Annotated in this window: 18 protein-coding genes and 2 tRNA genes; 12 read left to right on the forward strand and 8 right to left on the reverse strand. The window is 61.2% G+C overall.

Going from position 1 to position 25,901, the window contains the following annotated elements; translation table 11 throughout:
• The first annotated feature begins 73 nt into the window (after positions 1-73).
• Positions 74-1,063 carry a hypothetical protein gene (locus JF616_17180; protein MBW8889492.1) on the forward strand — a complete coding sequence of 330 codons (990 nt, stop codon included), beginning with the start codon at positions 74-76 and terminating at the stop codon, positions 1,061-1,063.
• A 9-nt stretch (positions 1,064-1,072) separates the two neighbouring features.
• Here JF616_17180 and JF616_17185 read toward each other — a convergent pair whose 3' ends face one another.
• Both JF616_17185 and JF616_17190 read right to left on the reverse strand, forming a co-directional pair.
• The gene (locus JF616_17185) at positions 1,073-1,486 is read right to left on the reverse strand and encodes a hypothetical protein (GenBank protein MBW8889493.1); all 414 of its coding nucleotides are present in this window, start codon (positions 1,484-1,486) and stop codon (positions 1,073-1,075) included.
• 117 nt (positions 1,487-1,603) lie between these two features.
• Positions 1,604-6,970 (reverse strand): Ig-like domain-containing protein, encoded by a 5,367-nt coding sequence (locus JF616_17190; protein ID MBW8889494.1) that lies wholly within the window; start codon positions 6,968-6,970, stop codon positions 1,604-1,606.
• A 295-nt stretch (positions 6,971-7,265) separates the two neighbouring features.
• Here JF616_17190 and JF616_17195 point away from each other — a divergent pair, with 295 nt between their 5' ends.
• The gene (locus JF616_17195) at positions 7,266-8,147 is read left to right on the forward strand and encodes a YicC family protein (protein ID MBW8889495.1); all 882 of its coding nucleotides are present in this window, start codon (positions 7,266-7,268) and stop codon (positions 8,145-8,147) included.
• Between the two features lie 135 nt (positions 8,148-8,282).
• Here JF616_17195 and JF616_17200 read toward each other — a convergent pair whose 3' ends face one another.
• Positions 8,283-8,651 carry a hypothetical protein gene (locus JF616_17200; GenBank protein ID MBW8889496.1) on the reverse strand — a complete coding sequence of 123 codons (369 nt, stop codon included), beginning with the start codon at positions 8,649-8,651 and terminating at the stop codon, positions 8,283-8,285.
• 244 nt (positions 8,652-8,895) lie between these two features.
• On the opposite strand from JF616_17200, the gene JF616_17205 reads away from it, so the two are divergent.
• The 7 genes from JF616_17205 (at position 8,896) to JF616_17235 (ending at position 14,208) form a co-directional block, all read left to right on the forward strand.
• On the forward strand, positions 8,896-9,138 hold the full coding sequence (locus tag JF616_17205; GenBank protein ID MBW8889497.1) for a hypothetical protein: 243 nt from the start codon (positions 8,896-8,898) through the stop codon (positions 9,136-9,138).
• Between the two features lie 192 nt (positions 9,139-9,330).
• Entirely contained in the window at positions 9,331-10,110 is a 780-nt protein-coding gene (locus tag JF616_17210; GenBank protein MBW8889498.1) for a PhoH family protein, read from the forward strand.
• 504 nt (positions 10,111-10,614) lie between these two features.
• Complete coding sequence (locus JF616_17215; GenBank protein MBW8889499.1) at positions 10,615-10,815, forward strand: hypothetical protein; 201 nt, start codon at positions 10,615-10,617, stop codon at positions 10,813-10,815.
• A 3-nt stretch (positions 10,816-10,818) separates the two neighbouring features.
• Positions 10,819-10,896, forward strand: a tRNA-Val gene (locus JF616_17220).
• An 8-nt stretch (positions 10,897-10,904) separates the two neighbouring features.
• A tRNA-Asp gene (locus JF616_17225) sits at positions 10,905-10,981 on the forward strand.
• 161 nt (positions 10,982-11,142) lie between these two features.
• Positions 11,143-13,461, forward strand: coding sequence for a 1,4-alpha-glucan branching protein GlgB (glgB, locus tag JF616_17230; protein ID MBW8889500.1), 2,319 nt, complete (start codon positions 11,143-11,145; stop codon positions 13,459-13,461).
• Positions 13,462-13,623: 162 nt separating this feature from the next.
• Positions 13,624-14,208 carry a hypothetical protein gene (locus JF616_17235; protein ID MBW8889501.1) on the forward strand — a complete coding sequence of 195 codons (585 nt, stop codon included), beginning with the start codon at positions 13,624-13,626 and terminating at the stop codon, positions 14,206-14,208.
• A 39-nt stretch (positions 14,209-14,247) separates the two neighbouring features.
• On the opposite strand, the gene JF616_17240 is transcribed toward JF616_17235, so the two are convergent.
• From JF616_17240 to JF616_17255, 4 genes are all read right to left on the reverse strand, one after another.
• Complete coding sequence (locus JF616_17240; GenBank protein ID MBW8889502.1) at positions 14,248-16,986, reverse strand: AsmA family protein; 2,739 nt, start codon at positions 16,984-16,986, stop codon at positions 14,248-14,250.
• 111 nt (positions 16,987-17,097) lie between these two features.
• The gene (locus JF616_17245; GenBank protein MBW8889503.1) at positions 17,098-17,709 is read right to left on the reverse strand and encodes a hypothetical protein; all 612 of its coding nucleotides are present in this window, start codon (positions 17,707-17,709) and stop codon (positions 17,098-17,100) included.
• 145 nt (positions 17,710-17,854) lie between these two features.
• Positions 17,855-19,858: an excinuclease ABC subunit UvrB gene (gene uvrB, locus JF616_17250; protein MBW8889504.1), complete on the reverse strand. Its 2,004-nt coding sequence runs from the start codon at positions 19,856-19,858 to the stop codon at positions 17,855-17,857.
• A gap of 716 nt (positions 19,859-20,574) precedes the next feature.
• Positions 20,575-21,294, reverse strand: coding sequence for a tetratricopeptide repeat protein (locus JF616_17255; GenBank protein MBW8889505.1), 720 nt, complete (start codon positions 21,292-21,294; stop codon positions 20,575-20,577).
• 222 nt (positions 21,295-21,516) lie between these two features.
• Between JF616_17255 and JF616_17260 the strand changes: the two genes are divergently transcribed.
• From JF616_17260 to JF616_17270, 3 genes are all read left to right on the forward strand, one after another.
• Entirely contained in the window at positions 21,517-22,917 is a 1,401-nt protein-coding gene (locus tag JF616_17260; protein MBW8889506.1) for a PP2C family protein-serine/threonine phosphatase, read from the forward strand.
• Positions 22,914-23,756: a laccase domain-containing protein gene (locus JF616_17265; protein MBW8889507.1), complete on the forward strand. Its 843-nt coding sequence runs from the start codon at positions 22,914-22,916 to the stop codon at positions 23,754-23,756. Before JF616_17260 ends, JF616_17265 begins: the two co-directional genes overlap by 4 nt.
• 106 nt (positions 23,757-23,862) lie before the next feature.
• Entirely contained in the window at positions 23,863-24,627 is a 765-nt protein-coding gene (locus JF616_17270; GenBank protein MBW8889508.1) for a hypothetical protein, read from the forward strand.
• Positions 24,628-24,725: 98 nt separating this feature from the next.
• On the opposite strand, the gene JF616_17275 is transcribed toward JF616_17270, so the two are convergent.
• Entirely contained in the window at positions 24,726-25,799 is a 1,074-nt protein-coding gene (locus JF616_17275) for a hypothetical protein (protein ID MBW8889509.1), read from the reverse strand.
• Positions 25,800-25,901: the final 102 nt, after the last annotated feature.

Consider the following 25,901-nt stretch of genomic DNA (forward strand, 5'->3'; position numbering starts at 1 on the left):
TGGCCCAGATGCGGACGCCGGCGTGCGGCCCATCCCGACGAAGGCGATATCGCGTCACGCGAAGTTGCTACCTTTGCTTCCCAAGCCGATGTGGTCCAAGGCATTGCTCAGAACCTTACCCGCACTTGCGGCCCTCGGGATCGCCCTCGCGTCCATCTGCGCGCGTCCGGCGGAGGCGCAAACCCATAGCGGCATCCCGGAAATCGACTCCCTGCCTTTAAAGGATTGGGGAGGGCCGGACCATCCTCTCCCCTACGGCAAAATCATGATCTTGTCGGCCCTGGTTCCCGGTGCCGGGCAGATTTACGGAAACCATCCCGTGCGGGGCGGCTTCCTGATCGGAATGGAAACCTTGTTGGCCGGCCTTTCGATTTATTCGAACCTGGTGGATATCCCGCATTGGCGCAATCAGGCCAACGATGCCTTGGACCAGGCCGATCTGTTGTTCCTACGGCAAAGCCTGGAGCCCGACAGCGTCGCGGCCTTGGAAGGCCAGCGCCGGAAGCAAATCGCCTTCGCCCGGGATCGCGTGCGCCTGGCCGCGCAGCAACAGGACCTGGCCAATTCCGAATTCGCCTGGGCCATCGGGCTGCACGCTTACGGAATCCTGGATGCGGGGGAGATCGCCTGGCGTAGCCAGCATCGCGATACCGAGCCCCGTTCGGTGCGCCGGGCCATGGCTTGGGGAATGCTCTTCCCCGGTGGCGGCCAACTCTACAATCATCGTTACGGCAAGTTCGGCATGCTTTGGATGACGCTGGGGGCCAGCACGGTTTCCGCCTGGTCGCGGCAGGAAATGGTGGACCTTTTCAATCGCCGCATCGCCATCGCGCGCAGCGAGCAGCCCGCGGGTTCGGAAACCCTGACGGACATGGAGAAGGATAGGACCTTGTACCGCAAGCGGCGTAACCAATATTATTGGGGCATGGCCCTGTTCTACGTTTACGGGGTCCTGGACGGGATGGTGGATGCGGCTCTATCCGATTTCGACGCGCCCGCCAAATTCGCCGTCGCGCCTTCGCCCGATGGCGGATTGGCGGTTTCCTGGCAAGTGCCTTTCTGAAGGATCCTTTTATATCCCATCTTCGCTCGTGGCCTTCCGCCATCTCGCGAGGAACGCCTCCCATTCCTTCTTCGCGTACTCCAATCCCTCCCCCGGGTTAGGCGCTGTTCGCACGTATTCGTCCAGGCACTCGGCGAGGGTCGGAGGTTCGAGATGGCGTATCCAGCGATCGAGGCGGAAATCGAAATACAGCTCGCGATGATCGAGCGGCCATCCCGGCGGGAGCTTTTCCGCCAAGCGGCCCATGAGAGCCGCCGGAAAGCCGGCTTCGGCAAGGGGCAAAAGGAAAGCCGCCCCCGAGGGACCGTCCCAGGCTTTACCCAGGGACCGCAGGACGGATTCCAAAGCCTCCGCTTGGGGCGGAGAAAGGCGCTGGAGCCGGGACTTCGGATCGGAATCGTCCAGGCGGAAAGGTTTGCCCATGTCGGCCAGCATAGCATGGGCGGGGACCGAGTGGCCAGGTCCCGAGAGTGGACGAGGTAAAAACGAAAAGGCCCCGGGGAGGTTTCCCCGAGGCCTGCGCAAACCGACTGGAAACGTTTATGGGCCGGCGGTGAGGGGCTTTTCCCTCACTAGTACCATACTGTTCGCGTCCAGGGCCAATTTGGTGGGATCGATCTTTTCGCCAAGGAAAATGAACAAATGGGCGACATTGCCCGCTTCGCCGGCGATGAACACGTTCCCCTCGACATGCAGCGAGGCGCTATCCAAGCGGACCGCCGTTATCCCCTGCAGGGTGCGCATGTCCGCTTTCCAGCTCCGCTGGGTCATGACGGTCTCTAGGTTCGCCTGAGTCCCCGTATAGGCCGGCGGAGGAAGGGTATCCGCCGGAGGGGGATTGTTCACGACATGGGTGGTGTCCGTCGGCGGATTGTTGTTGGGCTGTTGATCGGGATTCGCCGCCATGGGGTAATTGTCCCGGATGGCCAGCTTCAGCTTATCCGACGGATCCGCGAAGAGGACGTATTTGCTGGCCCCGGCTTTGTCGTAAACGAAGACGTACTGCAAAATCGGATCCTTGATCAGGGACAACGGGTTCACTTCCACGCGGAAATACGCGCCTGTGGAATCCTTGACCACGCCGATGAAGTTGGCGGAAGCGACGAGAGCGGCCTTTACGAGATCCAGGCTACCCATGTAGGGCTGGGGCTGTCCGCCCGGGGGGGGCTGGGTGCAATTCGCCGTGGCCGGATCGCAGGGCTGGGTGCAGTTGGTCCTAGTCGGATCGCAGGGCTGGTTGCAAGTGGTCTTGGTCGGATCACAAGGCTGCGTACAGGTTGCCTTGGTCGGGTCGCAGGGCTGGGGGCAAGTGGTCTTAGTCGGATCGCAAGGCTGCGTACAGGTTGCCTTGGTCGGGTCGCAGGGCTGGTTGCAGGGACCCTTGGTGGAATCGCACGGCGGATTCTGCACTATGGGATTGGTGGCCGGGCATTGCGTTCCGGGCTTGCCGTAGTCCAGCGAAATCGGGCGCATTTCGACGATGGGTACGATGCTGTGGACATCGCCGTAGGAATCGCGGGCCTTGTCCATGATGGCCGGTTGGCCGACGATGTACTGGTCCTCTATCGCGACTACGATGCTCTGGCCCATCTGGAAGGCCATGGAATCGGAATTATGCGCCTGCTTGGAAACGTCCGAGCCGTCCTTCATCGGAAGCAGCTCGAGCTTCAAGACCACCTGGCCGCACATCGGGGAGAGCGCGTTGCTTACGCCCACGCTGTCGTCCTTCACGCGGTAGACGTGGCCGCCCATCGAGACGAAGAAGTAATCGCCATCCTTCAGGCTCAGCTTGGCCGTGACGAACATACGGTAGTTGGCCGCGCCGGACATATAAGTGCGGCTGTAGTTCGTGGTCGGATTGGTGGCCGGGTTGCAAACCTGGCCCGCGGGGCACTGGTTCGGATCGGTGGAGCAATTGGTCTTGGTCGGATCGCAGTTCGTGGTCGTGCACGAGCCCTTGGTGGGGTCGCAAACCGGCTGGTTGTTGACCGGATTGGAAACGAAGCCGCCACCGGTCTTGTCCTGGAAAATCCAGCCTTTCATGCTGCCCTTCGCGCCCGTGAGTCCGATGGTGAAATCGGCCTTGGCTACGCGTCCGCACATCTGGCCGGGCCAGCTAATGTGGATCCCGTTGGTGTCGGACTCCTGGAAGAAGTGGCCGTCCACCACCCAATTGCCCTGGCCGTCGTTGAAGACGTGGCCGCCGGCCTGGGTATGGTGATAAACCTTTCCGTCCGGGGTCTTGTAGGACCAGTCCGCATCGTAGTCGAAGGAACCGTCGGGCTGGCCGCGGAAGTTGGCGCCCGGCACCACGGCGAGGGTATCGCCGAAAGCGCCGATGTAGATCGCCGTAGTGCCGTTGAAGACGATCACCGCGCCGGTGTCCGTGCCCTGCGGCGGCGGCCGATAGCCCATGGAACCAGTATTCGTGGTATTTACGGGATTGTTTACGACTTGGCCCGTGGTACCGCCGTTGGCCGGCAGATAGCGGGAGACGTCTTCGCCGCGGGCGCTGGCCGCGAACTGCCCCATATAAGGCCCGGAACCGAAGTTGATCGAACCTTTGGCCGGCGCCATGATCATGTCGATCGGGCCCTGGAGCAAGGCCATGTTCGGGTCGTAGTGGCCGCGCAGCAACAGGCATTTGCCCGCGTCCGGGCCGCTCTTGAGGGTAACGGGTACGTAGACCTCGCCGGCCATCTCGTTGAAGGCGGTAGGGACGCTATCCATCAGGGTGTCGCCGTTGAACCAAGCCGTGTAATGGACCATCAACGCCTTGCTGGTATCGAGATACAACCGGAAGGAGATGCCGTTCACGTTGGAGCCGATTTGGAACTTGCCGGTGAAGGCGCCTAAGGGGGTGGTGACGCGGGCCCGGGTGCCCGGGTTGTTGTTGGGATCCATGGGATTGAATCCGAGCATCATTTCGATGTCGTCCGGGAAACCGTCTCCGTCGGAATCCTGCCAAATTATCCCCAAAGCTTGCAGCTTCACGAACTCGGCCTTCTTGGTCGCGTCGTCGGCCTTCTTGAAGATGAGGCTATCTGTGCCCTTCGGATCGAGCATGGCTTCCAGGAAGTCGGCGATGCCGTCGCCGTCGGTATCGGTACGGAAATCCGGATACGAATTACGATTGCGGGGATCGGTCTTGTACTTGGCCTCGATTCCGTCGGGAACACCGTCCAGATCCGCATCGGAGAAGGAATTCCCCGTGACCGGTTGCGTGTTGACGAAGTTGGTCTGGGCCGATTGGAGCGCGTTGAAGGCCGCGTCCCCGGTGGGGTAGTTCTTGCAGGCGAAGTATCCGCGCGTGGGTCCGAAATCCGATTCCGCGTAGTAACGATCGGGGCTGAAGCCGTTGGCCAGGAACTGGGTGGCCGAGGTGTCGCGGACGGCGATGGCCTTCCACTGATACACGCCGCCGAAGCCCTTGGCGGAATCGTAAAGCGTGGTGATGGCGTTCTCGAAGATGGTGCGATCCCATCCGGGCAGCTTCAGATCCTGGACGCGGCGCAGGATGGCCGTGGCGTTGCCGCTATCGGGCACGCCGGCTGAATTGAGTTTGAAAGCTTCCCCTTTGGCTTCGTGGTTGGACGCCTTCACGAAGATCAAGGCTCCGTAGGGCGAGCGGCCGAAGCAGAACTTCGGATCCTCGGCGATGCCTACCAGGTAGCCGCCGATACTGTCGAGGGCGGGGCCGTTGAACTTGAAGGTTACCTTCCCGTCGGCGGACATGACCTTGTCCTTCAGGGGCGCGGTCAGGTTGATAGGCATGATTTGCTTGACCGAGATGTTCTTCGCGTCGATGGTTTTGTTGAAGTCCTGCTGGTTGTCGATCTTCTCGCCGCTGACGATGGAAGTGATCAACCACTTGGAACCGTCGTACACCAGGATGAACTTCAGGATCTGATAGGAGGTATCGCTGAGGGAGCCGGCGTCGCAGGATCCGCGATCCTGGAAGTTGCGGCGGCTGTACTTGTCATAGCCGATCATCTTCACGGCCAGCTTGGCGGTATCGCCGACGACGTTGACCGAAGGATCCACCTTGAACTCGTCCTTGGTTTCGAGCTTGATGGGCTCCAAGGCCACGGTCGAAGTCTGTTGCAGCATGCCGGACATGAAGCGATCGTCGTCCTTGGCGGCGTCCATGTTCACCGGGCCCTTGAATTTGGACATGTCGGGTCCGTAACCATAAATCTTGGCATTGTAGGTGAAGCGCGGGCCGGTGGGATCCCAGGTCAGGCTGGTCTGCGCGATGGCCTTGAAGTCCTTGTCGTACACCATGGGCGATTGGCCGGGATTCAGGTAGGCGCTGACCCAGACTTCGTCTCCGCCGCCCTGGGGCAGCACCTTCCAGAGCGAATGCAGCTCGTTGCAACGATCGGCCTTGTCGTAGAACACGGGGGCCGGGAAACCGGCGGCCAGCGAGGCCTTATCGGCGGTTTCCGAGCGGATCTTGTCCAGGAACTCGGTCTTGGACTTGATGGAATTCTCATCGTACATGCGGAAGTTGGGATGGAAGGCCGCGCCGAAGCGGCCGATATCGCCGGACAGGTAGGCGTCGAAGGCCGCTTCCACGGCCAAGGCCACTTGTTGTTCCTTGCCGGTGTTGTCCTTGGCCGCGCCTTCGTAGTCTTTCACCGTGAAGGAGAAGCTGGTCGCGGTCTTGAGGGCCTTGCCGGAAAGATCCAACACGCTTACGGGCAGGGAAACGGTATAGGTCTTCCCCACCTCGAGCGGATCCTTATGGATAAAGTTGGCGCGGGCGCCGTTGACTTCCCAGTAGCCGGTCACGGCCGGCGAGATGGAGGCGTTCTTCAGAACCGAGAAGACTTCCACCGGGCGGTTGAAGCTCACGCCGGGATTCTGGATGGGCTTGAGGGTATCCTTGTCGGCCGGGAAAGTCGAGGCCACTTGGAAATCCACCTTATCCAAATCGGCGGCGGCGGCGGTCACGAAGGTCGCCTTGTATTCCTTTTCGAGGGGATTCTTGGCGAGATCCTTGAGGGTGGTCGGCAGGATCAAGCCGTACTGCGCCCCGGTCGCCAAGGAGGCGACGGACAAGGTCATCACCTTGCTGTCGCCGCTCCAGGAAACCGTCACGCCCGTCGCGGTGTCGGCCAGCACCATCGAGGTCGAGGTATTGGCGGTGTCGATACGTCCCAGGATGACGCCCTTGTAAGAGTCCCGGTTCATGGGCTCGGAGAAGTTCACGTTGATCTTGGCGTTCTTGTCGGGGATCGAACCGACCAGGAAGATGCCATCACTGTTGGCCGAAGCCGCGTCGAACACGCCGACCACGGTCGGGGCGGTGACGTCTTCGATGGCGGTGGCGGTGTCCATCTTGACCACCGTGTCCGCCTTCGGATTCAAGTTGGGGATGGATGTGGTCACCAATTGGAAGGTCTCGAGATCGAGGTACACCGCGAAACCGAAGTATTGGCCTTCGGGCAGGATGGCGGTGTAGTTGCCCAGGGAGTCGGTCCTCAAGGTCGTATCGGCGGCGGTGGTCGCCTTCAGGGAGTTGAAGATGAGGATGGTCGCGCCCGAGAGCGGGATCTCGCTCTTGGTCAGCATGCGGCGTTCGCCGGCGGCGTTGACCGCCAGCTTGCCCAGGATTCCCGCGGCCAGGCTTTTGCCTTCGCCGGTGAGGTAGCCCGTGACGACGCCCTTGCCCTTATTGTTCGCCACCAGGGAGTCGAGCTTGGTGACGATCTTCTTAACGCCCGGGTTGTTTCCCGAATCGTCGGGCGGAGCTACCACCGTCTTCGAGGTTTTGCCGGCTTTCTGCGAGCAAGCGACGAAGGCGAGGGAAGCGGCGCAGGCGGCCGCCACCATGGTCTTACCGAAGAATCTGGAACCGTGCCGCGGGCCGGTCCCCTTGTTTAAGCGGAAGAAGGGAATCATTGCCGATATCTCCATCTGGGTATTCCTGGATCGGTGGTTTGGGACCGAAGACTCTGAGGATTCTAGGGGGTGGGCGCGGAAGCGGCAAACATTTTTTCCTTTCCTTTGACCGTCCTCTATCGCGAGATGGAACGCGCCCTTTCCTTCGGAATCCGCGGTAGTTTTTTCGGAAGCAAGCCTTTACTTTTCCGCCGCCATGTTCCCGGGCGGGGCATTGCTAGATTGGGGCACCCTTCGGCCCCGACCGGGCCGCGGAAGATTCGGCCCAGGCGGCCTGGGATGAAAAGGAGCCGGTATGACCGCGCAAAGCATGACGGGTTACGGGAAGGCGGAGGCGGTAGGCGAAGGCTTCTCCGTTACGGTGGAACTGAAGTCGGTCAACAATCGCTTTCTCGAGTTCCAGGTACGGGCCTCCAAGAACATCCTTCCCCTGGAGCCGCGCCTCAAGCAGGAAATCGGCAAGCATCTTTCCCGCGGCAGCGTGAACTGCCATGTCCAATACGATAGCATCGGGCCCGGCGCGGGGGGCCTATCCTTCAATGAGCCGGTTTTCCGGGCCTATGCGACCTTGCTCCAGGAGGCTCAAAAGCGCCTGGGATTGGAAACCGTGATTAGCGTAACGGATCTGCTTAAAATGCCCGATATGTTGACCGCCGCCGAGACCTCCGAACCGGCGGAGCTCGCCTTGGATCGGATCCTGCCGGTTTTCGAGAAGGCCTGCCGCGAGCTGGTTGCGATGCGGACCAAGGAGGGCGCCGTGCTCTCCGCCGATCTGGAAGCCCGCATCCGCGCCTTTTTCCCGGGCCTCGAAAAGGTGAAGTCGCTGGTGCCCGTGCGCCAGCAGGAATACGTTTCCAAGATGCGCGCCCGCGTGAAGGAAATCGTCGGGGATGCGGCCATCGAGGAAGGCCGCATGGCGACCGAGATCGGAATTCTCGCGGAACGCCTGGACGTCACGGAAGAGATCGTGCGCCTGGAGGCGCATCTGCACCATTTCCTGGAGACCCTGGCGGATCACAAGTCGCCGGGGAAACGCCTGGGATTCCTATTGCAGGAAATGCTGCGCGAAGTGAATACGCTCGGGACGAAAAGCCAATTCCCGGACATGCAGCACTTGTGCGTGGGCTGGAAGGAAGAGCTGGAGATTATCCGGGAGCAGATCCAGAATATCGAATGAGGAAGGTGAAGAAGAGGGTAAAGGGTATAGGGTTAAGGGTTAAGTAAGACGAGGTTTTATACCCTTTACCCTTTACCCTGTACCCTCTACCCTATACCCTTAACTTTTTCCGGAAAGGAATCGGCAGACCCGATCTCAGATTGGCTGGATCTTGGCCTTGATGTCGAGAGTGGTACCATACTCCGCCTTCAAGGATTTATGCACGGCCTCGAGCGTGAGCGGCGTCGTAATAAGATCGATCTCGAGCTCTTGGGCCCGGGTGATTTCCTTGGGCTTAGGCAAATGCCCGTGGCAGAACACGATGGCCACGATGTCGACTTCCTCAGCCACTTCCATCAATCGGATGTGCACGAGGTTGGTGACCAACATGATGTTGGTCAAATCGTCGGTCAATTCGTTGAGATCGGATCCCACGTAGACTAGGTCCACGCTGTCGTGAATCAGTTCGGAATTCACCAAGCTACCCTTGATGGCCTCGATCATAGAACGGAGATCCGCTTGCATACGCCTTTCAGCCCTGAAGGCAATTTGGTAAAACGTCCCAAAAAGTATTAACTACGGGGCTTAAAAAGCAAGATCTACGCATTATTCGCGCTTGGCCGACTTGTCACCCCCTGCCGGGGCCGGGGCGCCGGGGCCGGGACGCTCCGGAACAGGGTTAGGCCTGGTTTTTTGAGTAGATTTCCTGCCGGACTTGTTGACTATCCGGCCCGGCGGGCCTAAGTTAAGGACCATCATGGAGATTCGAATGATTTCAAAGTTCCCCCGCTTTGTTTTGCCCGTCACGGTCGCCCTGTCCATGGCGGCCCTTTTTGGTTGCGCCGGGAGCAAGCACTCCTCCGCCTCCGCCTCGATGAGCGACGCCACCGCCTCCGAGCCGCCCAAGAACCAGAAGCTCGACGATGCCCGCCATTCCGCCGAGGATGCCGAGCAGAAGGCTCATGAGCTTCGCGTGGAAAAGAACCGCAACACTGCCAAGAACGACAAGTAGAGCGGATAATTGTTCTCATTTAACCTGCCCGCGACGGACGATGAAAAGGTCCGGTTAGCGGGCGAAGGCGAAAAGAATTTCATCCGGGTCGAGCGGGCATATGCCGTCAAGCTCCTGACCCGGAACCCCGGCATTACCATCCAAGCCGACGAAGAGCCCAAGGTCAAACAAGCCCAGGCCGCCTTGGAACGCATGCGCGATGCCATGCGGACCGGCCATGATCTGACCGACTTCTATGTGCAAGAGATCGTCGCGGGCGGATCTACGGGCGAAGTGAAGAACGGCGATTTCACTCCGCACCTGGAAAAGCCCATCCTGATCGATCGCTTCGGCAATCCCGTGCAGCCCAAGACGCGCGGACAGGCCCGTTTCATCGGCGTCATCAAGCAGCACGACATCGTACTGGCCGCCGGCCCCGCGGGCACGGGCAAGACCTTCCTGGCGGTGGCCATGGCCGTGCAGGCCCTGGAAAAGAAACTGGTGGAGCGCATCATCCTGGTCAGGCCGGCGGTGGAATCGGGCGAGAGCCTGGGCTTCCTGCCCGGCGCCATCGGCGAAAAGATCGGCCCCTACATGCGGCCCCTCTACGACTCCCTCAGCGTCATGCTGTCGGCGGAAAAGCTGAAGGAGTACTGGGACGGCAACTCCATCGAGATCGCCCCGCTCGCCTACATGCGCGGCCGCACCCTGGGCAAATGCTTCATCATCCTCGACGAAGCCCAGAACACCAGCATCTCCCAGATGAAGATGTTCCTCACCCGCATCGGCATCGGCTCCAAAGCCGTCCTCACCGGCGACGAGACCCAGGTCGATCTCGACAAGTTCGAGAAAAGCGGCTTCGCCCACGCCCGCAAGATCCTCGGAGGCATCGAAGGCATCGGCCAAATCGAACTCTCCGTCGAAGACGTCGTCCGCCACCGCCTGGTGCGCGACATCATCAAAGCCTACGAAAAGAGCGGCTTCCCCGCCTAACGTTCCGGGCGGAAGCGATTCCGCCCCCTCTGCTCCTCGACCGCCTCGAACGATTTCCGGACCGGGAGACGGAACCCCGCCGGACCGCAGGCGCGGGTCTGCGGGGTGGATCGGGCGCGAAAACTGGGACGGCGGGGCCGGGTCTCCTGGCCGCTGAGTTGCGAGCGCCCGCGGCTTGGGGAAGGGTCCGAACGCTTCTACAGAAAGCCCGCGCCAGCCGGCGCGAGACCCACAGTTCGGTTCGCGGGCGTACCTTCCCCAAGCCGCGAAAAGACAGCGCTAGTGGCCAGCGAGCATCCGAAGCGGCACGGAGCCCCGGCACCGCCAGACCCAAACCGAAGCGCCCGCTCCACCCAGCAGCCCCGCGCCAAGCGAAACGCGCGGAGGACCCAACGCTACCCGCGGACGATTTTTCGCGGCGGCCAAACGCGGCCAAACTCTTGCATTCTTTTCCATTCCTTCTTAAATTTCCCCATCCCAAGAGACGAAAAGAAGACGCGCGACATGCAAGATTTTTTCGGTAAGAAGAATTGGCTTGGCCTGCTCCTCGGGGCGGTTTTGCTCGCGATCGGTTTTTATCTCCTGGGCCGAGGGCCGGCCGATAACAAGATCGCCTTGAACGTTGCGCCTTTCATTCTCATCTTCGCCTTCGCGGTGGTCCTTCCCGTCAGCATCCTGATGGGAGGGAAAAAGGAAGAGAAGTAATCAGGGCGTTTAGCTCAGTTGGTTTAGAGCATCTGCTTTACACGCAGAGGGTCGGGGGTTCAAGTCCCTCAACGCCCACCAGCTGTTCCGGAGTGGTAGCTCAATTGGTTAGAGTACTAGCCTGTCACGCTAGGGGTTGCGGGTTCAAGTCCCGTCCATTCCGCCACTGACCCGCCCGGCCGGGGCTCCCGATAAGGGAAGTCCCGGCCCGGGACGGCGTCGGTTTCCTTATTCCTCCTTCTTCTCCCGCCTCCATCTTCCCATCCATTCGACATAGCACGCGATTTCCGCAGTCGCGGACCAACCAATATTTATTTTCGGGTAGCCATGAAGAAATGCCTGTTACCTCCCCAGGAACTGCGACTCCTGGAAAACCTGGAAAGCCACGATCCCTTCTCGTGCCTGGGCTACCATCACGTGGTGGTGAACCGGCAGACTTCGGGAATCCTGCGGGTGTTCAACCCGCGGTTCAAGAAGGTCGAGATCGTGTGGGAGGACGGCGGAGCGCAGGGAGATGTACCGCAAAGCAATTCATTGCCCGGGGACGGCGCGCGCATCGTCACGGCCGAGTGCGAGTACGCATCCGGCACGGGGCTTTTCGAATGCCTGCTTCCCAACCACTTGGAGTTTTTCCCCTACCGGATCCGGGCGACCTCCCATTCCGGCGAAGTGATCGAATACGAGGATCCGTACGCGATCCTGCCCGTGCTTTCCGACTACGACATGTTCCTGATCGGCAAGGGAACGCATTACCAGATTTGGAAGAAGCTGGGCGCGAACCAGGTGCGCCATCACGGCCAGGACGGGGTGCACTTCGCGGTATGGGCGCCCAACGCCAAGGGCGTGGCGGTGATCGGGGATTTCAACGGGTGGAACGGGCGCAGCCATATGCTGCGCAAGCTTTCCTTCTCGGGCATCTGGGAAATCTTCATTCCCGGCATGGCGCATGGATCGAACTACAAGTTCCTGGTGCATGGCGGCAACGGGGCCAAGGTGGAGAAGATGGACCCCTACGCGAAGGAGACCGAACTGCGTCCACGCACGGCGGCCATCATCGCCGATCCTTCGCCTTACGCGTGGGGCGACGCGGCCTGGACCGCGCAGCGCGCGCATGCCAACCGGGACGATAGGCCGATTTCGATTTATGAGGTACATCTGGGATCGTGGCAGAAGGCGCCGGGGCGCGAGTCCGGTTTCCTGACCTATGAGGAATTGGGCGAGCGCCTCATTCCCTACGCCAAGGGTATGGGCTATACGCATCTGGAACTGATGCCGGTGCAGGAGCATCCCCTGGACGAATCGTGGGGATACCAGGTGATCGGCTATTACTCCCCGACCAAACGCTTCGGATCGCCGGTGGGGCTGAAGCGCTTCATCGACAAATGCCATCAGGCCGGGCTGGGCGTGATCCTGGATTGGGTGCCGGCGCATTTCCCCTCGGACTTGCACGGCTTGGACATGTTCGACGGGACCTCATTGTACGCGCATGAGGATCCGCGCAAGGGCAGCCATCCGCAATGGGGCACGCGCATCTTCAATTACTCCCGGCACGAGGTGAGCAATTTCCTGATCGCCAACGCGCTGTATTGGCTGGGCGAGTTCCACGCCGACGGGTTGCGGGTGGACGCGGTGGCATCCATGCTCTACCTCGACTACGCTCGCGAGCATGGGGCCTGGATCCCCAATCCGGACGGGAGCAATACCAACCATGAGGCGGTGGAGTTCCTGAAGCACATGAATTCCCTGGTGGCGCAACATCATCCCCATTGCCTGATGATCGCCGAAGAGAGCTCCGCCTTCCCCGGCGTGACGCATCCCCTGGATCATGGCGGCCTGGGCTTCCATTACAAATGGAACCTGGGCTGGATGAACGATTTCCTCACCTACCTCTCCAAGGACCCGATCTACCGGCGTTACCATCAGGGCCTTTTGACCTTCGAGATGAGCTATGCCTTTTCGGAGCGCTTCACCCTTGTCCTTTCCCACGACGAGGTGGTGCACGGCAAGGGTTCGCTCCCGAACAAGATGCCGGGGGACGAATGGCAGAAGTTCGCCAACGTGCGCTCCGCGTTCACCTACCTGTTCGCCCACCCCGGGAAGAAGCTGCATTTCATGGGCCTGGAAATAGGGCAATGGTCGGAATGGAATCCCGGGGTTTCCCTCGATTGGCATCTCCTGCAAAACGAACGCCATAAGGGCTTGCAGTCCCTGGTGCGGGACCTGAACGGCTTGTACCAAAGCGAGCCGGCCTTGCACGAGCTGGACAGTTCCTACGAGGGCTTCCAATGGGTGGACTTCCACGACCAGGACAACAACATCGTGTCCTTCTTGCGTAAGGGAAAGCACCGCGAGACCGGGGCCCCGGAGCTGATCCTATGCCTGTTCAATTTCAGCCCCATACCCAGGCACAATTACCGGCTAGGGGTTCCCTTGGACGGGAGTTATCTGGAAATCTTCAACAGCGACTCGCAGATCTACGGCGGCGGCAACCTGGGGAACCTGGGCGGCAAAAGGGCGGAGCGCATCCCCATGCATAACTTCCCCTTCTCTTTGCAGTTGACAGCGCCCCCCATAGCGGCTTGTTTCTTCAAGTTCTCCGATGTGATATCCTCGGAGGCCGTAGCGCTTGGCGGTCAAAAGGGCTGACGGGCGCTTCAAGGTGAAGCGGGCGCTTTGGAAAAGCGGGCGCCTTTCCCGGAAGCCGCGGAGGTCGAAGTGCCGCCTACTATTCCTAGCCAGGTCCGGACGAAAAGAAAGCCTGCCGGCCGCGCCATAGCCCTCGCCGCCGCGGCTACGATGCTGTCACTTATGGGCGGATGCGCCCTCCTGCAAGGGTTGCAGGATCGCCTGGGCGTGCTGGGGATGCGCTTCTCCCTCGAACGCGTGGACGTTTCCCATCTGGCCTATCCCACCAGCATACTGAGCGCCGCGGCCGGGGCCTTCTTCCCGGACCGCTCCTTGCTGGGGCAATTCGGCGTGGACATCGTCTGCGGGATCCGCGCCGCGAACAGCCAGGCCGGGCGGGCGGTTTTCGACGGGGCCTTGGGCCGTTTGCGCGTGCAAGACGTCTCGGCTTCGGCGCGCAGCGCCCAAGGGAATATCCCCGCGTTTTCCGTGGGGCCCAATTCGGATACCGTGATCAACGTGACGTTCCCCTTGCGATTGGACAATCCCGTTTTCGCCAAGGCGGCCTGGAAGGCCATCGTGGCCGGGCAGGACGTGCCCTACCGCGTGGACGCGGACATGCGCTACCGCATCCCCGGGGCCGCGGCCTTAGGGTTGCCCGATACGCTGCGGACGGTGACGCTGAACGTGGATAAGGGGAACGTGAACGCGAAAGCGAGCGGCAACCTTATCGACCGTATCCTGGCGGTGATCGATAAGGTGCTTTAGGCGGAAAGGGCCTTGAGGAGCCTGGAGGGAATCGGGCGGTTAGAAGCCCAGCCCTTTCAGGGCTTTCTTCCCTTGTTGCTTGGCCTGATCGGTGGCCTTCTTCTTCTGCTCTTCGGCGGCGGCGGCGGCCTTTTTCTTTTCCGCGTCCGCGGCGGCTTGCACCTGGGCTTTGGCCGAATCCGCCTTGACCTTGGCTTGGCCTTCGAACTTGGCCTTCTCTGCGTTGGCCTGGGCCTTCAATTCGTCCTTCTTCTTTTGCAGGGCATCGTTGAGGGCGTTCTTGGCCCCTCCGGAAGCTTCCGATACCATGCGCTTGCTGTCGACGGCGAAGGTGGGCTTGGCCAGGGTGCCCCCGACCAGGAAGTAGACGATAGCCCGCCCGGCCTTATCCATGGGGACCAGGCTGGCGCCCGAGAGCGCGGAGGCCCCCGGGAGCTTGGATAATTCGGAAGTGAGGGCGCTGCTCGCCCCCGCCAGCGCGCCGCTGGCTCCCGGGGGCAGATGCGATTCCAGATTCAGGTTCAAGGTATTGTCGAAACCGATGGCGCCCGCGGCCAGCACCGCGCCCACCACGGATTCGGAAATGTTCGCATCCTTCACCAGCAGCTTGCCGTTGGAAGCCTCCAAATCAGATTTGAAGCTGGAAAAGGACAGGTCATGGAAGGCCAGGCTTTTGCTGTACTTGGACAAGGCGTCGGATAGCCCTTTGACGAAGCCGGATTCGACCAGCTTCCCGTCCGTCAAGGCGAAGGCGATTTTCCCCGTGAGGTTGTCCGACATCGCCTGAGGCAAGCCGTGGGTGGCGACGTCCATGTTGAGGGTGAGCTTGCCGAAGATGACGCTATCCGCATGCGCCAGGCTCTTCATGATGCGGTTGTTGGCCGGCAGGCGATCGTTCAGGCGCGAGATGAAATCGTTGGCCTCCACATGGTTCACGTCCAGTTTGATGGCCACCTTGGCGTCCGAGGTATCCTTCAGATCGGCCCGCACGTTGGAAGTGAATCCCCCCGTATACAAGGCGCCTTTCATCGCGGTGGTCGCGATGCCGTTGGCCAGGCTGGTATGCGAGGAAAAGCCGGTCATGGCCAGGTTCATCAGTTGCGTCTTGGCCAGCTTCAGGTCTATATCCGCATCCAAATTGGGCAGCTTGGGATAAGCCGTCATGGGCGGCGTGGGCTTTTCCTCTTCCTTGGGTCCGCCCGGCAGAAGCTCGTCGAGATTGAGGAACTCCGAGGTGATCGCCAGCTTGGCTTTGGTGGTTTGGCCCTTCGCCATCTTGGGCATGACCATGGCCAGGTAATTGGCCACCGTGCCGTTCACGTTCAGGTCCGATTGCCCGATATGCACTTGCAGGGCCTCGCCGATCTGATCGTTATCCACCTTCACCTGGCCCGACAGCTTGACCGGCGCGGGCAAGGGCTTTCCTTCCGCGGCCACGCCCTTCAGCTCGATGGTCCCATTGGCCTTGAGGTTCTGCGGCGCCTTGGGATCGAGAGGCCCGGAGGCCGCCAGCTTGGCCTGGATGAGGCCTTCCGCCTTGAGCGATTTGTCGGCCAGGGCCAGCTTTTCCAGCAAAGGCACCAGCTTGCCGAGGTCCAGTACGGCGTCGAGGTTGAAGGCCTTCAAGAGCGGAACGGGCTGGTGCCAGGCGGTGAGCAGGGCGTTCATGTCGACCGGATTCCCGCCCATTGTGAAGGCGAACTTATCCAGCCGGATGCTGTCCCCTTCCACGTTCAGATCCATGTTCATGTTCTCGAGGCCCGCGGGCAGATCGCGATGCGACACGCCGCCGTCCCGGATGGTGAATTTCGCGGTGACATCGGGGATGGAGCCAGAGTCCAGGGTACCCTTGATGTGGGCTTCCAGATCGGCCACTCCCTTGACGCTCAGCTTGGGGATGTCCGGCGAAAGGCTGGCGGGCACTTCCTTGAGTACCGAGGCCAGCTTGATGCCAGGAGCGGAAACGGAAAGATCCACCGCCGGGGGCTTGGTCATGAAATGCGTGGCCTCGCCCTTCACGGTCGCGCGGATGTCCTGGAAGCCCAGCTCCAGCGACTTGATTTGCACCCGCTCCCCGGGCAGGTTCAGATGGATATCGTGCCGCAGGGAGATGCGGATATCGCCTTTGCGCAGCCCCGAAGCGGAATCGCTCACCGAGATCTGCGCGATTTCCAGCTTGCCGCGGGTCTTCACGTCCTCGAGGCGTTGATCGAGATCGAGCGAAACCTGTTGGTTGATCTTTTCCAGGATGATCTCGCGGCCGCTTTGCGCATCGCGATAGCGTACGCGGCCGTTCTCGATCACGAAGGACTTGAGGGCCACGGCGGCCGGGCTTTCCATGACCGCTTTGGCCGTGTCCTTTTTCTGAAGGGTATCCGATTTGCCCAACCCTTCCAGGTTGTTATGGCCGCGGGCGTCCACTTCGTAAAGGATCTCGGGCTCGACCAGCTTGATTTCGTTTACGACGGGGGCGAATCGCAGCAGGGAGAGGAAATCGATGGAGAGGGCCAACTCGCGCAGCTTGATGACCGGATCCTTGGAGAAGCCGGGGGCATTGGCCACGTTGACTTCGGTGACCGAGAGCTTCAGGTTGGGGAAGACGCGGATGGATACGTCCTCCACGCTCACGTCGCGGTTCAGCGCCTCCGAGCCGTGCTTATGCACCAGTTCCTTGATCTTGGCCGGGGGGAAGGCGATCTTGATGGCGAAATACGCCGCCAAACTGAGGACGACCACCAGGACCAGGCCTGCGAGGATGATGCGTTTGAGGACCTTCATGCCTGGGCTCCTGGTAGGTGGGATTCAACGGCAAATCTAGCTTTATCCGCCCTGAAATGAAAAAACGCCGCCCTTGCGGGGCGGCGTCTCGCATCGATCGGAGAGGGATGCTTAGATGGTATTGACTTGCAGCAGGACCGAGCCGGCAGCGGCCTTATCCGTTCCGGTGATCGAAGACATCGTTACCAGGGCCAACTTGCCGCCGGTCGACATCACCAGGAACATGTCGCCCTGGGCCACGGTGGAACCGTGGATCTTGGTTCCGGCGGTGAAAGCCGCCTTGGCCGCTTCCTGATCGGCGGGCTTGGTGGTCACCTTGACCATGTCCACGTCCTGGATCTTGGTCACATCGTAGCTGTTGGTCAGGTTGATGTTGTTGGCGACGCCCGAGGCCCGCGCCATGACGGCGTCTTCCAAATGGAACGCTCCGCCGTAGAACAGGAATACGAGGTCGATCGTCGACTGGGCGGCGTTCGCCTGGGCCGAGGTCAAGGCGGTGCCCGCATCGATATCGATGGCGGAACCGTAAGTCGCATGACCCTGGGCGCCAATGGTCACGGAGGTGCCCGTGGGAAGCGCGGTGTGATGCGAGGTATCGGTCTTGGTGGTATCCTTGTTGTCATTGGTCAAGCAGCCGGTGACCGACAGCGAACTCGCCAGCATCATCGCACCGACGAACATGCCGCCAAGCGTAACCTTCTTCACATTTGCCCAAAACTTCATGCATTGCTCCTTAAGTTGTCCGGTGGATTGCGGATCAACCGGCATAGTATCGCAAAATTAAATAAGAATTCCAGGAGTAGCTAATAAAATCTGACTGAATAAGACTAATTCTTAGTTACCAAACGGGTGGTTTGGGTGGATTCGCTTACTTGGATTCCAATGCCCGGATACGATCGCGTAGGTGGGCCGCCTTTTCGTATTCGAGATTGGCCGCGGCCTCCCGCATTTGCTTGCGAAGCGCTTCCACCTCGGCGGGCAAGGCCTTTTGCGGCTTGCCCTTGGCGTCGGCCTCGTAGGCGGCTTCCTCTTCCGCGACCAGTAAAGCCTTCAGATCAACCGAATAATCCGCATCCGGAACCAATTGCAGGTGCTTGTGGATCTCGCGCTGGACGCTGCGAGGGACCATGCCCGTCCGCGCGTTGGACTCCGCCTGCTTCCGTCGGCGGTTCTCCGTCTCGGTGATGGCGTAACTCATGCTATCTGTCATTTTGTCAGCATACAACAGCACCCTGCCGTTCAGATTACGCGCCGCCCGCCCAATGGTCTGGATCAAGGAGCGATTGGAACGCAAAAAGCCTTCCTTATCGGCATCGAGGATGACCACCAAGGAAACCTCGGGCAAATCCAACCCCTCGCGCAAGAGATTGATCCCAACCAGGATATCGATGGCTCCTTCGCGCAACTCCTTCACGATTTCGCTGCGGGTCAAGGTGTCCGTATCCGAATGCATGTAGCGCACCTTCAGCCCCGCCTGAAGCATGTAGTCCGTCAAGTCCTCGGCGCTGCGCTTGGTCAAGGTGGTAACCAAGGTCCGCTCGCCCCGCCGGGTGCGGATGGCGATCTCGTTGAGGATATCGTCGATCTGGCCCTTGGTCGGCCGTACCTCGATTTCCGGATCGAGCAACCCCGTGGGCCGGATGATTTGTTCCACCACTTCGCCGCCCGTCTTCCGCAATTCATAATCGGCGGGCGTGGCCGATACGAACAAGGTCGCCGGCATCTTGGCCTCGAACTCATGGAACTTCAAAGGCCGGTTGTCCAGGGCGCAAGGCAGTCGGAACCCGTAATTGACCAGGTTTTCCTTACGCGAACGATCGCCGTTGTACATGGCGCCGATTTGGGGAATGCTCACGTGGGACTCATCGATGATGAGCAGGTAATCGTCCCCGAAGAAATCGATCAAGGTCGAGGGCGGCGAGCCCACGGCCCGGTTCTCGATGATGCGCGAATAGTTCTCGACGCCCGGGCAATGCCCCACCTCTTTCAGCATCTCCATATCGTACATCGTTCTCTGATTCAGGCGCTGGGCCTCCAGGAGCTTGTTCTCCGCCGTGAACTTCTTCAGGGTTTCGTCCAACTCGTGACGGATGTCGCGCAGCACGCGGTCCATGCCCTGCTCGCTGGTCACGTAGTGCCGGGCCGGATACACCAACACCTTGTCCAGCTGGGCCTCTTCTTCGCCGGTGATCAGGTTGATGCGCCGGATCTTCTCCACCTCGTCCCCGAAGAATTCGAAGCGGTAGGCGAAATCGTCGTAGGCGGGATGCACTTCCACCACGTCCCCGCGCACCCGGAAGGTTCCGCGCCGGAAATCGAAATCGTTGCGCCCGTAGTAGATGTCCACGAACTTGCGCAACAATTCGTTACGCTCGATGGTGTCCCCCACCTTCACCTCGACCATGGTTTTCTTGTACTCGGTAGGCGATCCCAGGCCGTAAATGCAAGAGACCGAAGCCACCACCACCACGTCCTGGCGCGACATGAGGGACATGGTCGCCCGCAAGCGCAGCTTGTCGATCTCGTCGTTCTGGCTGGAATCCTTCTCGATATAGGTATCGCTGGAAACCACGTAAGCCTCGGGCTGGTAGTAATCGTAGTAGCTGACGAAATACTCCACCGCGTTCTTCGGGAAGAAGGACTTGAATTCCTGGTACAACTGGGCGGCGAGGGTTTTGTTATGCGAAATGATCAAAGTGGGCTTGCCAATGTTCTGGATGACATTGGCCATGGTGAAGGTCTTGCCCGATCCCGTGACCCCCATCAGGGTCTGGTATTTCTCCCCCGATCGGAAGGCGCGGGTGATTTGTTCGATGGCCTGGGGCTGGTCGCCGGCGGGTTTGAACGGGGATTCGAGTTTGAAGAGGGACATGGGTATCAATATACGTTTCGGGTCCGCCGGGAAATGTCAGCAGGGCGCGTCGGGCCGGGGGCGGGGCTTTCTTTTCGCGCGCTGGATTGGGGCGACCGCAGGTTGTGCGGTCCGCGGGCGGGCCCGGACCGGGAGCGCGCCTTGGACTCGGCCCGGACGTCCCCGGGGCTCCGTGCCGCCTCGGATGCTCGCTCGGCGATAATTGGGTCTGTTCACGGGCTGGAGAAGGTTACGCCCGCGCAACCAAGGTATCGGTCTCTCGCCGGCTGGCGCGGGCTTTCGATTCCCTGGATCAGAATCCTTCTCCAGCCCGTGTGCGCTCGCAACTCGGCGGCCCGGAGCCCCGGGGCCGCCCTCTCCGTGGCCGGGCGCGATCCCGGCCCGGACCCGACCGCTCTTCGCGGCCTGAGGCGTGCCGGGGATCCGATCGGGATCGTTCTTCCTCCCCGCGGAAAGTTGCTGGCGCAGATGACCGGACATCGATGGGGGGCGGAGCTGGCCGGGACGGGGGGTCCGGCGCGGCGAGTTAAAGCGGAAGATGGTCAGGGGAAGCGCGCTGGACTAAGGGAATTGCTGGCCCGCGGCAGCCGGCGAGAGACCGGCAGATTGGTTCCGCGGGCGTCCCCTTCCCCTGGCCATCAGGCGATTCGGAGCACCGGCTAGCTTTAGTCGAGCCTCGCCGGACCCACCGGCACGGCCAGACCCACCTCAAATGTTCAGGGAATCTGCGCCAGCAACCGAGTCGCGTCGAAGGACTCGCGGCTCTCGGGATAGGCCTTCACCAGCTTTTGCGCGGTGGCCTTTTCCTTTTCGGTATTCTTCAGTTCGCGGTAGCAGAGAGTCAGCTTCCACAAGGCGTTGGGCACCGAGGGCGCCAAATCGACTTTCTCGTGGCCGGCCACCTTCTCTTCGGGATTCCCGGTCCGCTTGCCGAATTGGGAGACCAGCTTCTCGAGGGTCTCCGTGGCCAGGGCGTAATTCTTGTTTTGGATGTAGCAGGAAGCCAGGCCGTGCAAAGCGCCGGAGGAAACCAGGGGCTGATCCGTATTGCCGCCATCGATTTGCGAGAAGGACTTGATGGCGTCATCGTACTTGGCTTTGGCGTATTGGACCTGGCCCAGCATCAGATTGGCCTTGTCCTGAACCAAGCGCGAGTGGCTGGCTTTCACGAAGGCGTTGAGGAAGCTTTCCGTCGAATCGTACTTGTCCTCGCTGAAGTAAATGTAGGCCTTACCCAGCTCCTTGTTTTCTTTCGCTTGGGATTGCAGGCGATCGCCGTTCCACCATACCCCGACGGCGATGACGACCGCGATGGCCAAGAGGAGGTAGGAGGTTTGCTTGCCGAAGCGGGGCCAGAAAACGTCGAGGAACCATTCGACCAAACCGGCTTCCTTATCCGGTGCCTTGGCTGCCTGGTCTTGCTTGAAAAGGTTCATTCCATCCTCATGTCGACGCTGTGGCGGGGACCGTAGCCCCTTCGAAAAACGGCCCCGAAAGCTAGCTATCCCCCCCTGCCCGGTCAACCGTCCGCCAGATATCCTCGCGATCCCTGGAACGCAAACGGCACGATCCGGGCGGCAAGCGGTTCGGGTATCGAAGGACCTTCGGGTGCCGGTGTGGTATAATCGGCTTGGCCGAAACCGAAAGGGCCAACCGACATGGCCTCCCAGGAAACCGAAGACTCGCAAAATCCCGACCTCTTGTACAAGGAGCTGACCTTGAGCTCCCTGGTCCATGAGGTAACCCGGGTCATGCATTCCGCGGCCACTTTGGATCAAGCCATGCAGGCGTTCCTCCTGGGCGCCGCGGAGTTGACCGGGGCCGAAAGGATGGCCCTCCTCACGTTCAAGGACGGCGAGGCCCGTCTGACTCCGGCCCATGATCTCGGGCTTTCGCCGGAAGTGAAAGCCATCCTCCAAGCAGCCCCTTCCGTAGGACCTGTGAAGGAAGTCCTGATCTCGCAACGGCACCTGCTGGTGGAAGAGGTGCTTCCCGGGGATCCCTTCCTTCCGACCGGGACGGAGCGCTACTTGCTGCTTCCCCTCACCACCCGCATCGCCGAGATCGAGCCCGGCGGGCCCAGTTGCATGTTGCCGGTGGGAGTGCTGTGGCTGGATGCGACGCTTCCCGGTCCCGAACTTACCGGCCAGTCGATTTCCCACCTCTCCGCCTTGTCCCAGCAAGCCAGCCTCATGCTGGAAACCTGGCGCGCCCAGCGCGAACTGGCATCCGCCAACGTCGAACTTAAGCAAGCGAACTTGAAGCTCAACGAGGCGTACGCGGCCTTGAGCCAAGCCCAGAAAATCATCGAGAAGGATTTGGATCGGGCCCGCTCCATCCAGAACAACCTGCTCCCGGCGGCCTTTCCGGAACATCTGCTCAAGCGCGTAGCCTCCCGGTATATTCCCGCGGGCATGGTTGGCGGCGACTATTACGATTGCTTCGAGCTGCCGGGAAACCGGTTGGGGGTGGTGGTGGCCGACGTTTCCGGCCACGGCATCGGGGCGGCGCTGGTGATGTCGATGTTCAAGGCCCTGCTGCGCTCCTTTTCGGAGAATGACCCATCGCCTTGTTCGGTGCTGAACCGCATCAACGCCACCTTCATGACCCAAAGCCTGGGGGCGGCGCAATTCGTCACCGCTTATTACGGGATCTTCGACAAGGCCGTGCGGAGCTACGTCTATTGCAATGCCGGCCACGTCGCGCAACTGCTCCGCCATGAATCCCCGATCGAATCCCGCGCGGAGCTCTTGGAGATGCCCTCCCAGGGCCTGGTGCTGGGCATGTTCGACAATACCTTCCTCACCGACGCCGTCCTTTTGCTGCCGGGCGATGCCCGCCTATTCCTTTTCACCGACGGCATCACGGAAGCGCACGGGACGACCGGCAAGATGTTCGGGGTGGAACCGGTCAAACAGCTGGCAATGGACTCCGCGGCCGAATCGCCCGCGGGAGTGGTCGACGCGCTGATGCGCGCCCGTTGCGATTTCCTGGGCGGCTCGATCCAGGCCACCGGAGAATTGGCGGACGACGCCACCCTTGTTATCATAGACCTGTGAACGCCGCCCCGGGCTTGCTCCACCCCTTTCCGGAATGGGACGACCGTCTCGCCGCCGCGTTCACCACCCGCGACCTCCCTCCCGGCGCGCAACCCCTCGATGCCTATGACCGGCTCAACCTCGGATTCCGTTCCGGCGGCGATGCGGATCGTACGGCAGGGAATTGGAAAGAGGTCCTGGCGGCCTGCCGCCTGGAAGGCCTCCCCTTGGTCCTCCCCCGCATGATCCATGGCGATGCCTGGGCCGATGCCGACGTTCTGATGGATCCGACTCCGCCGTTCCATGCGGATCCGAACCGACCCTTTAATAGCGACGAGGGGAATCCGCCTTCCCGTCCCGGTTTCGCCGCCTGGGAGCCCGAAGGATGCGATGCCCTGGCCGCCGGCGTTCGCGGGCGGGTGCTCGCCGTGACCATGGCCGATTGCCTCACCGCCCTGGTATGGGATCCGGAATCCGCCACCATCGCGGCCGTGCATGCGGGCTGGCGCGGAACGCGGGCGCGCATCCTGCATAAGCTTCTGCGTTCCCTTACCCAAGCGGGGCGCCTGAAGCCGGCCAGCACCTGGGTCGCATTCGGCCCTTGCTTACGGCCCCAATCCCTGGTCGTCGGTCCGGAAGTGGCGGCGCAACTCGATCCCCGCTTCCTCTTCCCCCATGCCGGCCAAGTCCATTTCGACATGCCGGCGGACAATCGGGCGCAAGCGCTGGAAAGCGGAATCGCCCCGGAACATATCCGCGATCTGGGCGGCGATACCCTTTCCGAACCCGGCCGGTACTTCTCGTACCGGCGCGACGGGGCCGCATCGGGACGCCTAGCCGCCTTCATTTGCCTCCGCTGAAAGACGCTTGCCGAAGCGGTATCCGTTGCAAACGATCCCCCAATTACTTATCCTATCGGCTTCGGCCGGCGCCGGATAGGCGCGGTCCCTATTACCCGGAGGAATCATGAAAGCAGCGTGGATTAAATCCCTGGCCCTGGCCGCCGTGGCGGTCGGCTATTCCCATGCCATCTTCGGCATCGGCGGGCAATGGGCCCCGGCACCGGGGCTCGAGGTCAAAGGCAGCTCCGGTACGTTGGTCGGATCGGGCGCGAACGCCATCACCCTCTCCCAGGCCAAGGTCTCGGGGCTGAACGGCTTCGGCGTCAAGCTGTGGATAGACGCGCTGCCCTTAATCGACATCGAAGCCGGTAGTAACGTGCAATGGGGCCTGTACGACGTGACAGTCGCCCAGGGAAATAATTCGCAGAAGCTGACCTTCGACCTGGGCGTTCCCACGGTGGACAAGCCCGGTTTCGCCCGCATCGTCAGCGACGTGACCGTACTCTACCCCTTCCTCAAGCTGCCGCCCCTGGTGCCGGTCAGCATCGTGAAAGTCTACGCCGGCGCCGGCCTTTCCCATGTCATCGCGACCGAGGTCCTGAACCAGAAGTTCGCCGCGAAAGCGGTGGACAAGGCCACGAATTCCGGCGTTGATCCTTCCGCGGCGGATACCCCGGACAAGGTCGCCAAGGTCCTCGTCAACGCCATCAAGGACGAAGGCCTCAAGAGCGGCATCGGATTCCATCTGGAGGCGGGCGCCAAGGCCAAGATCCCGATCATCCCCATCGCCGTCTTCGCCGATATCAAATACCACTTCCTGAGCGCCATGCCCTCGGGCGTGGACGCGAACAGCATGACCTTCGAGTTGGGCGGCGCGCTGGCCTTCTAAGCGGCCCGTACGCCTGGAACGGAAAAGCCGGGGGCCCAGCGCTCCCGGCTTTTTTTTGGCCGGTAAGGAATCGAAGATTGCCTAGGGGCGGGGCGGCCCTAACGGGCCGGGGCCGGAAGTTCTATGGGCCGCGCCATCAACACGTGGCGCGGCAGCATGTTGGACTTGCCCTTCACCTTCACGGCGCGGATGATTTCGTCGAGCATTTCCTGGGTGCAAAGGCTGCGGCCGGTCTGGCGCGGTGTCTTGCCCCAGAGGCTCACGCGCGGCTGTTCGTTCCAGATACTCTCCAGAACCCATTCCAGCTCGGGAACGGCTATGGTAGCGCCGGCCAAGTCCTGCACGATGCGTGAAAGCAAGCTGGGGCTCAGTTCCCAATCATGCAGCAGGGCCGGGAAGGACCACGACTCTTCCAGCTCCTTGTCCAGATACTCCTCCCAACGCACCAGGGCCTGGAGGTAGTTCTCGCTGGGGATGGGCATGTCCACGCAGAAATCCATCCAATGGGCGTGGGACCACAATTTCTTCTCCAAGGTACAGGCGGAAAGGCCGTTGGGGCAAAGCCGCAGGCAAGTCAGGGCGCGCGCGCGGAGTTCATTGCCCGTGAAATAGGTCGGGGCGGCGAGCAGAACCGCTTCGGGCACGTTCACGTTGATGGAACGCAACGGGGCGCGATGCACCTGCATGAAGCACGCGTCCTTGTTCGGCTTGGCCGGCGCCGTCCACCAGGAAAGATAGTCGTTAGGGCTGTAGAGTATCTCGCGTCCGGTCCCCAGGTCCCGGCCATAGAAGCGCACGCGATCCTCGTGCATGCCCATGAACTCCACCAGCGCGGTCTCCGCCTCGCCCAAGCGCAAGGCCAGGACCTCTTCGAGCTGGGTCGGGAAGTCGGTCTCCTTCATGTAGATCTCGTAGACGCTTCCCTCGGGCTGCGCCGTCTCATGCAGGAAATAGGACATGAAGCGCCCGAAGGTGGATGGGTAATCGTTGGCCGGATAGGACCAATGATAGCCGCGGCTCTCCAGGGGTCCGAGGAAGGTTCCCCGGTGCTTTTTTTCCTCGAACCGCTCGGGCTGGGAAAGGGCGAAAGTGCAAACCTTCTGCCATTCCAGGCCCAACAGGTTCGCTTGCTGGGAGACGGGGAATTTGTACTTGCGCTTCACGTATGGCACCCTCGACCCGAGGCCTTGCGCTCCAAGCGCCGCCGGGGTCAGACACAGGGTACGGGGTGGGCGCGGAGGGCGTAAAGACCGGGATTGAGGTTGGGCCGCGAA

The organism is Fibrobacterota bacterium (assembly GCA_019509785.1).
Lineage (GTDB): Bacteria > Fibrobacterota > Fibrobacteria > UBA11236 > UBA11236 > Chersky-265.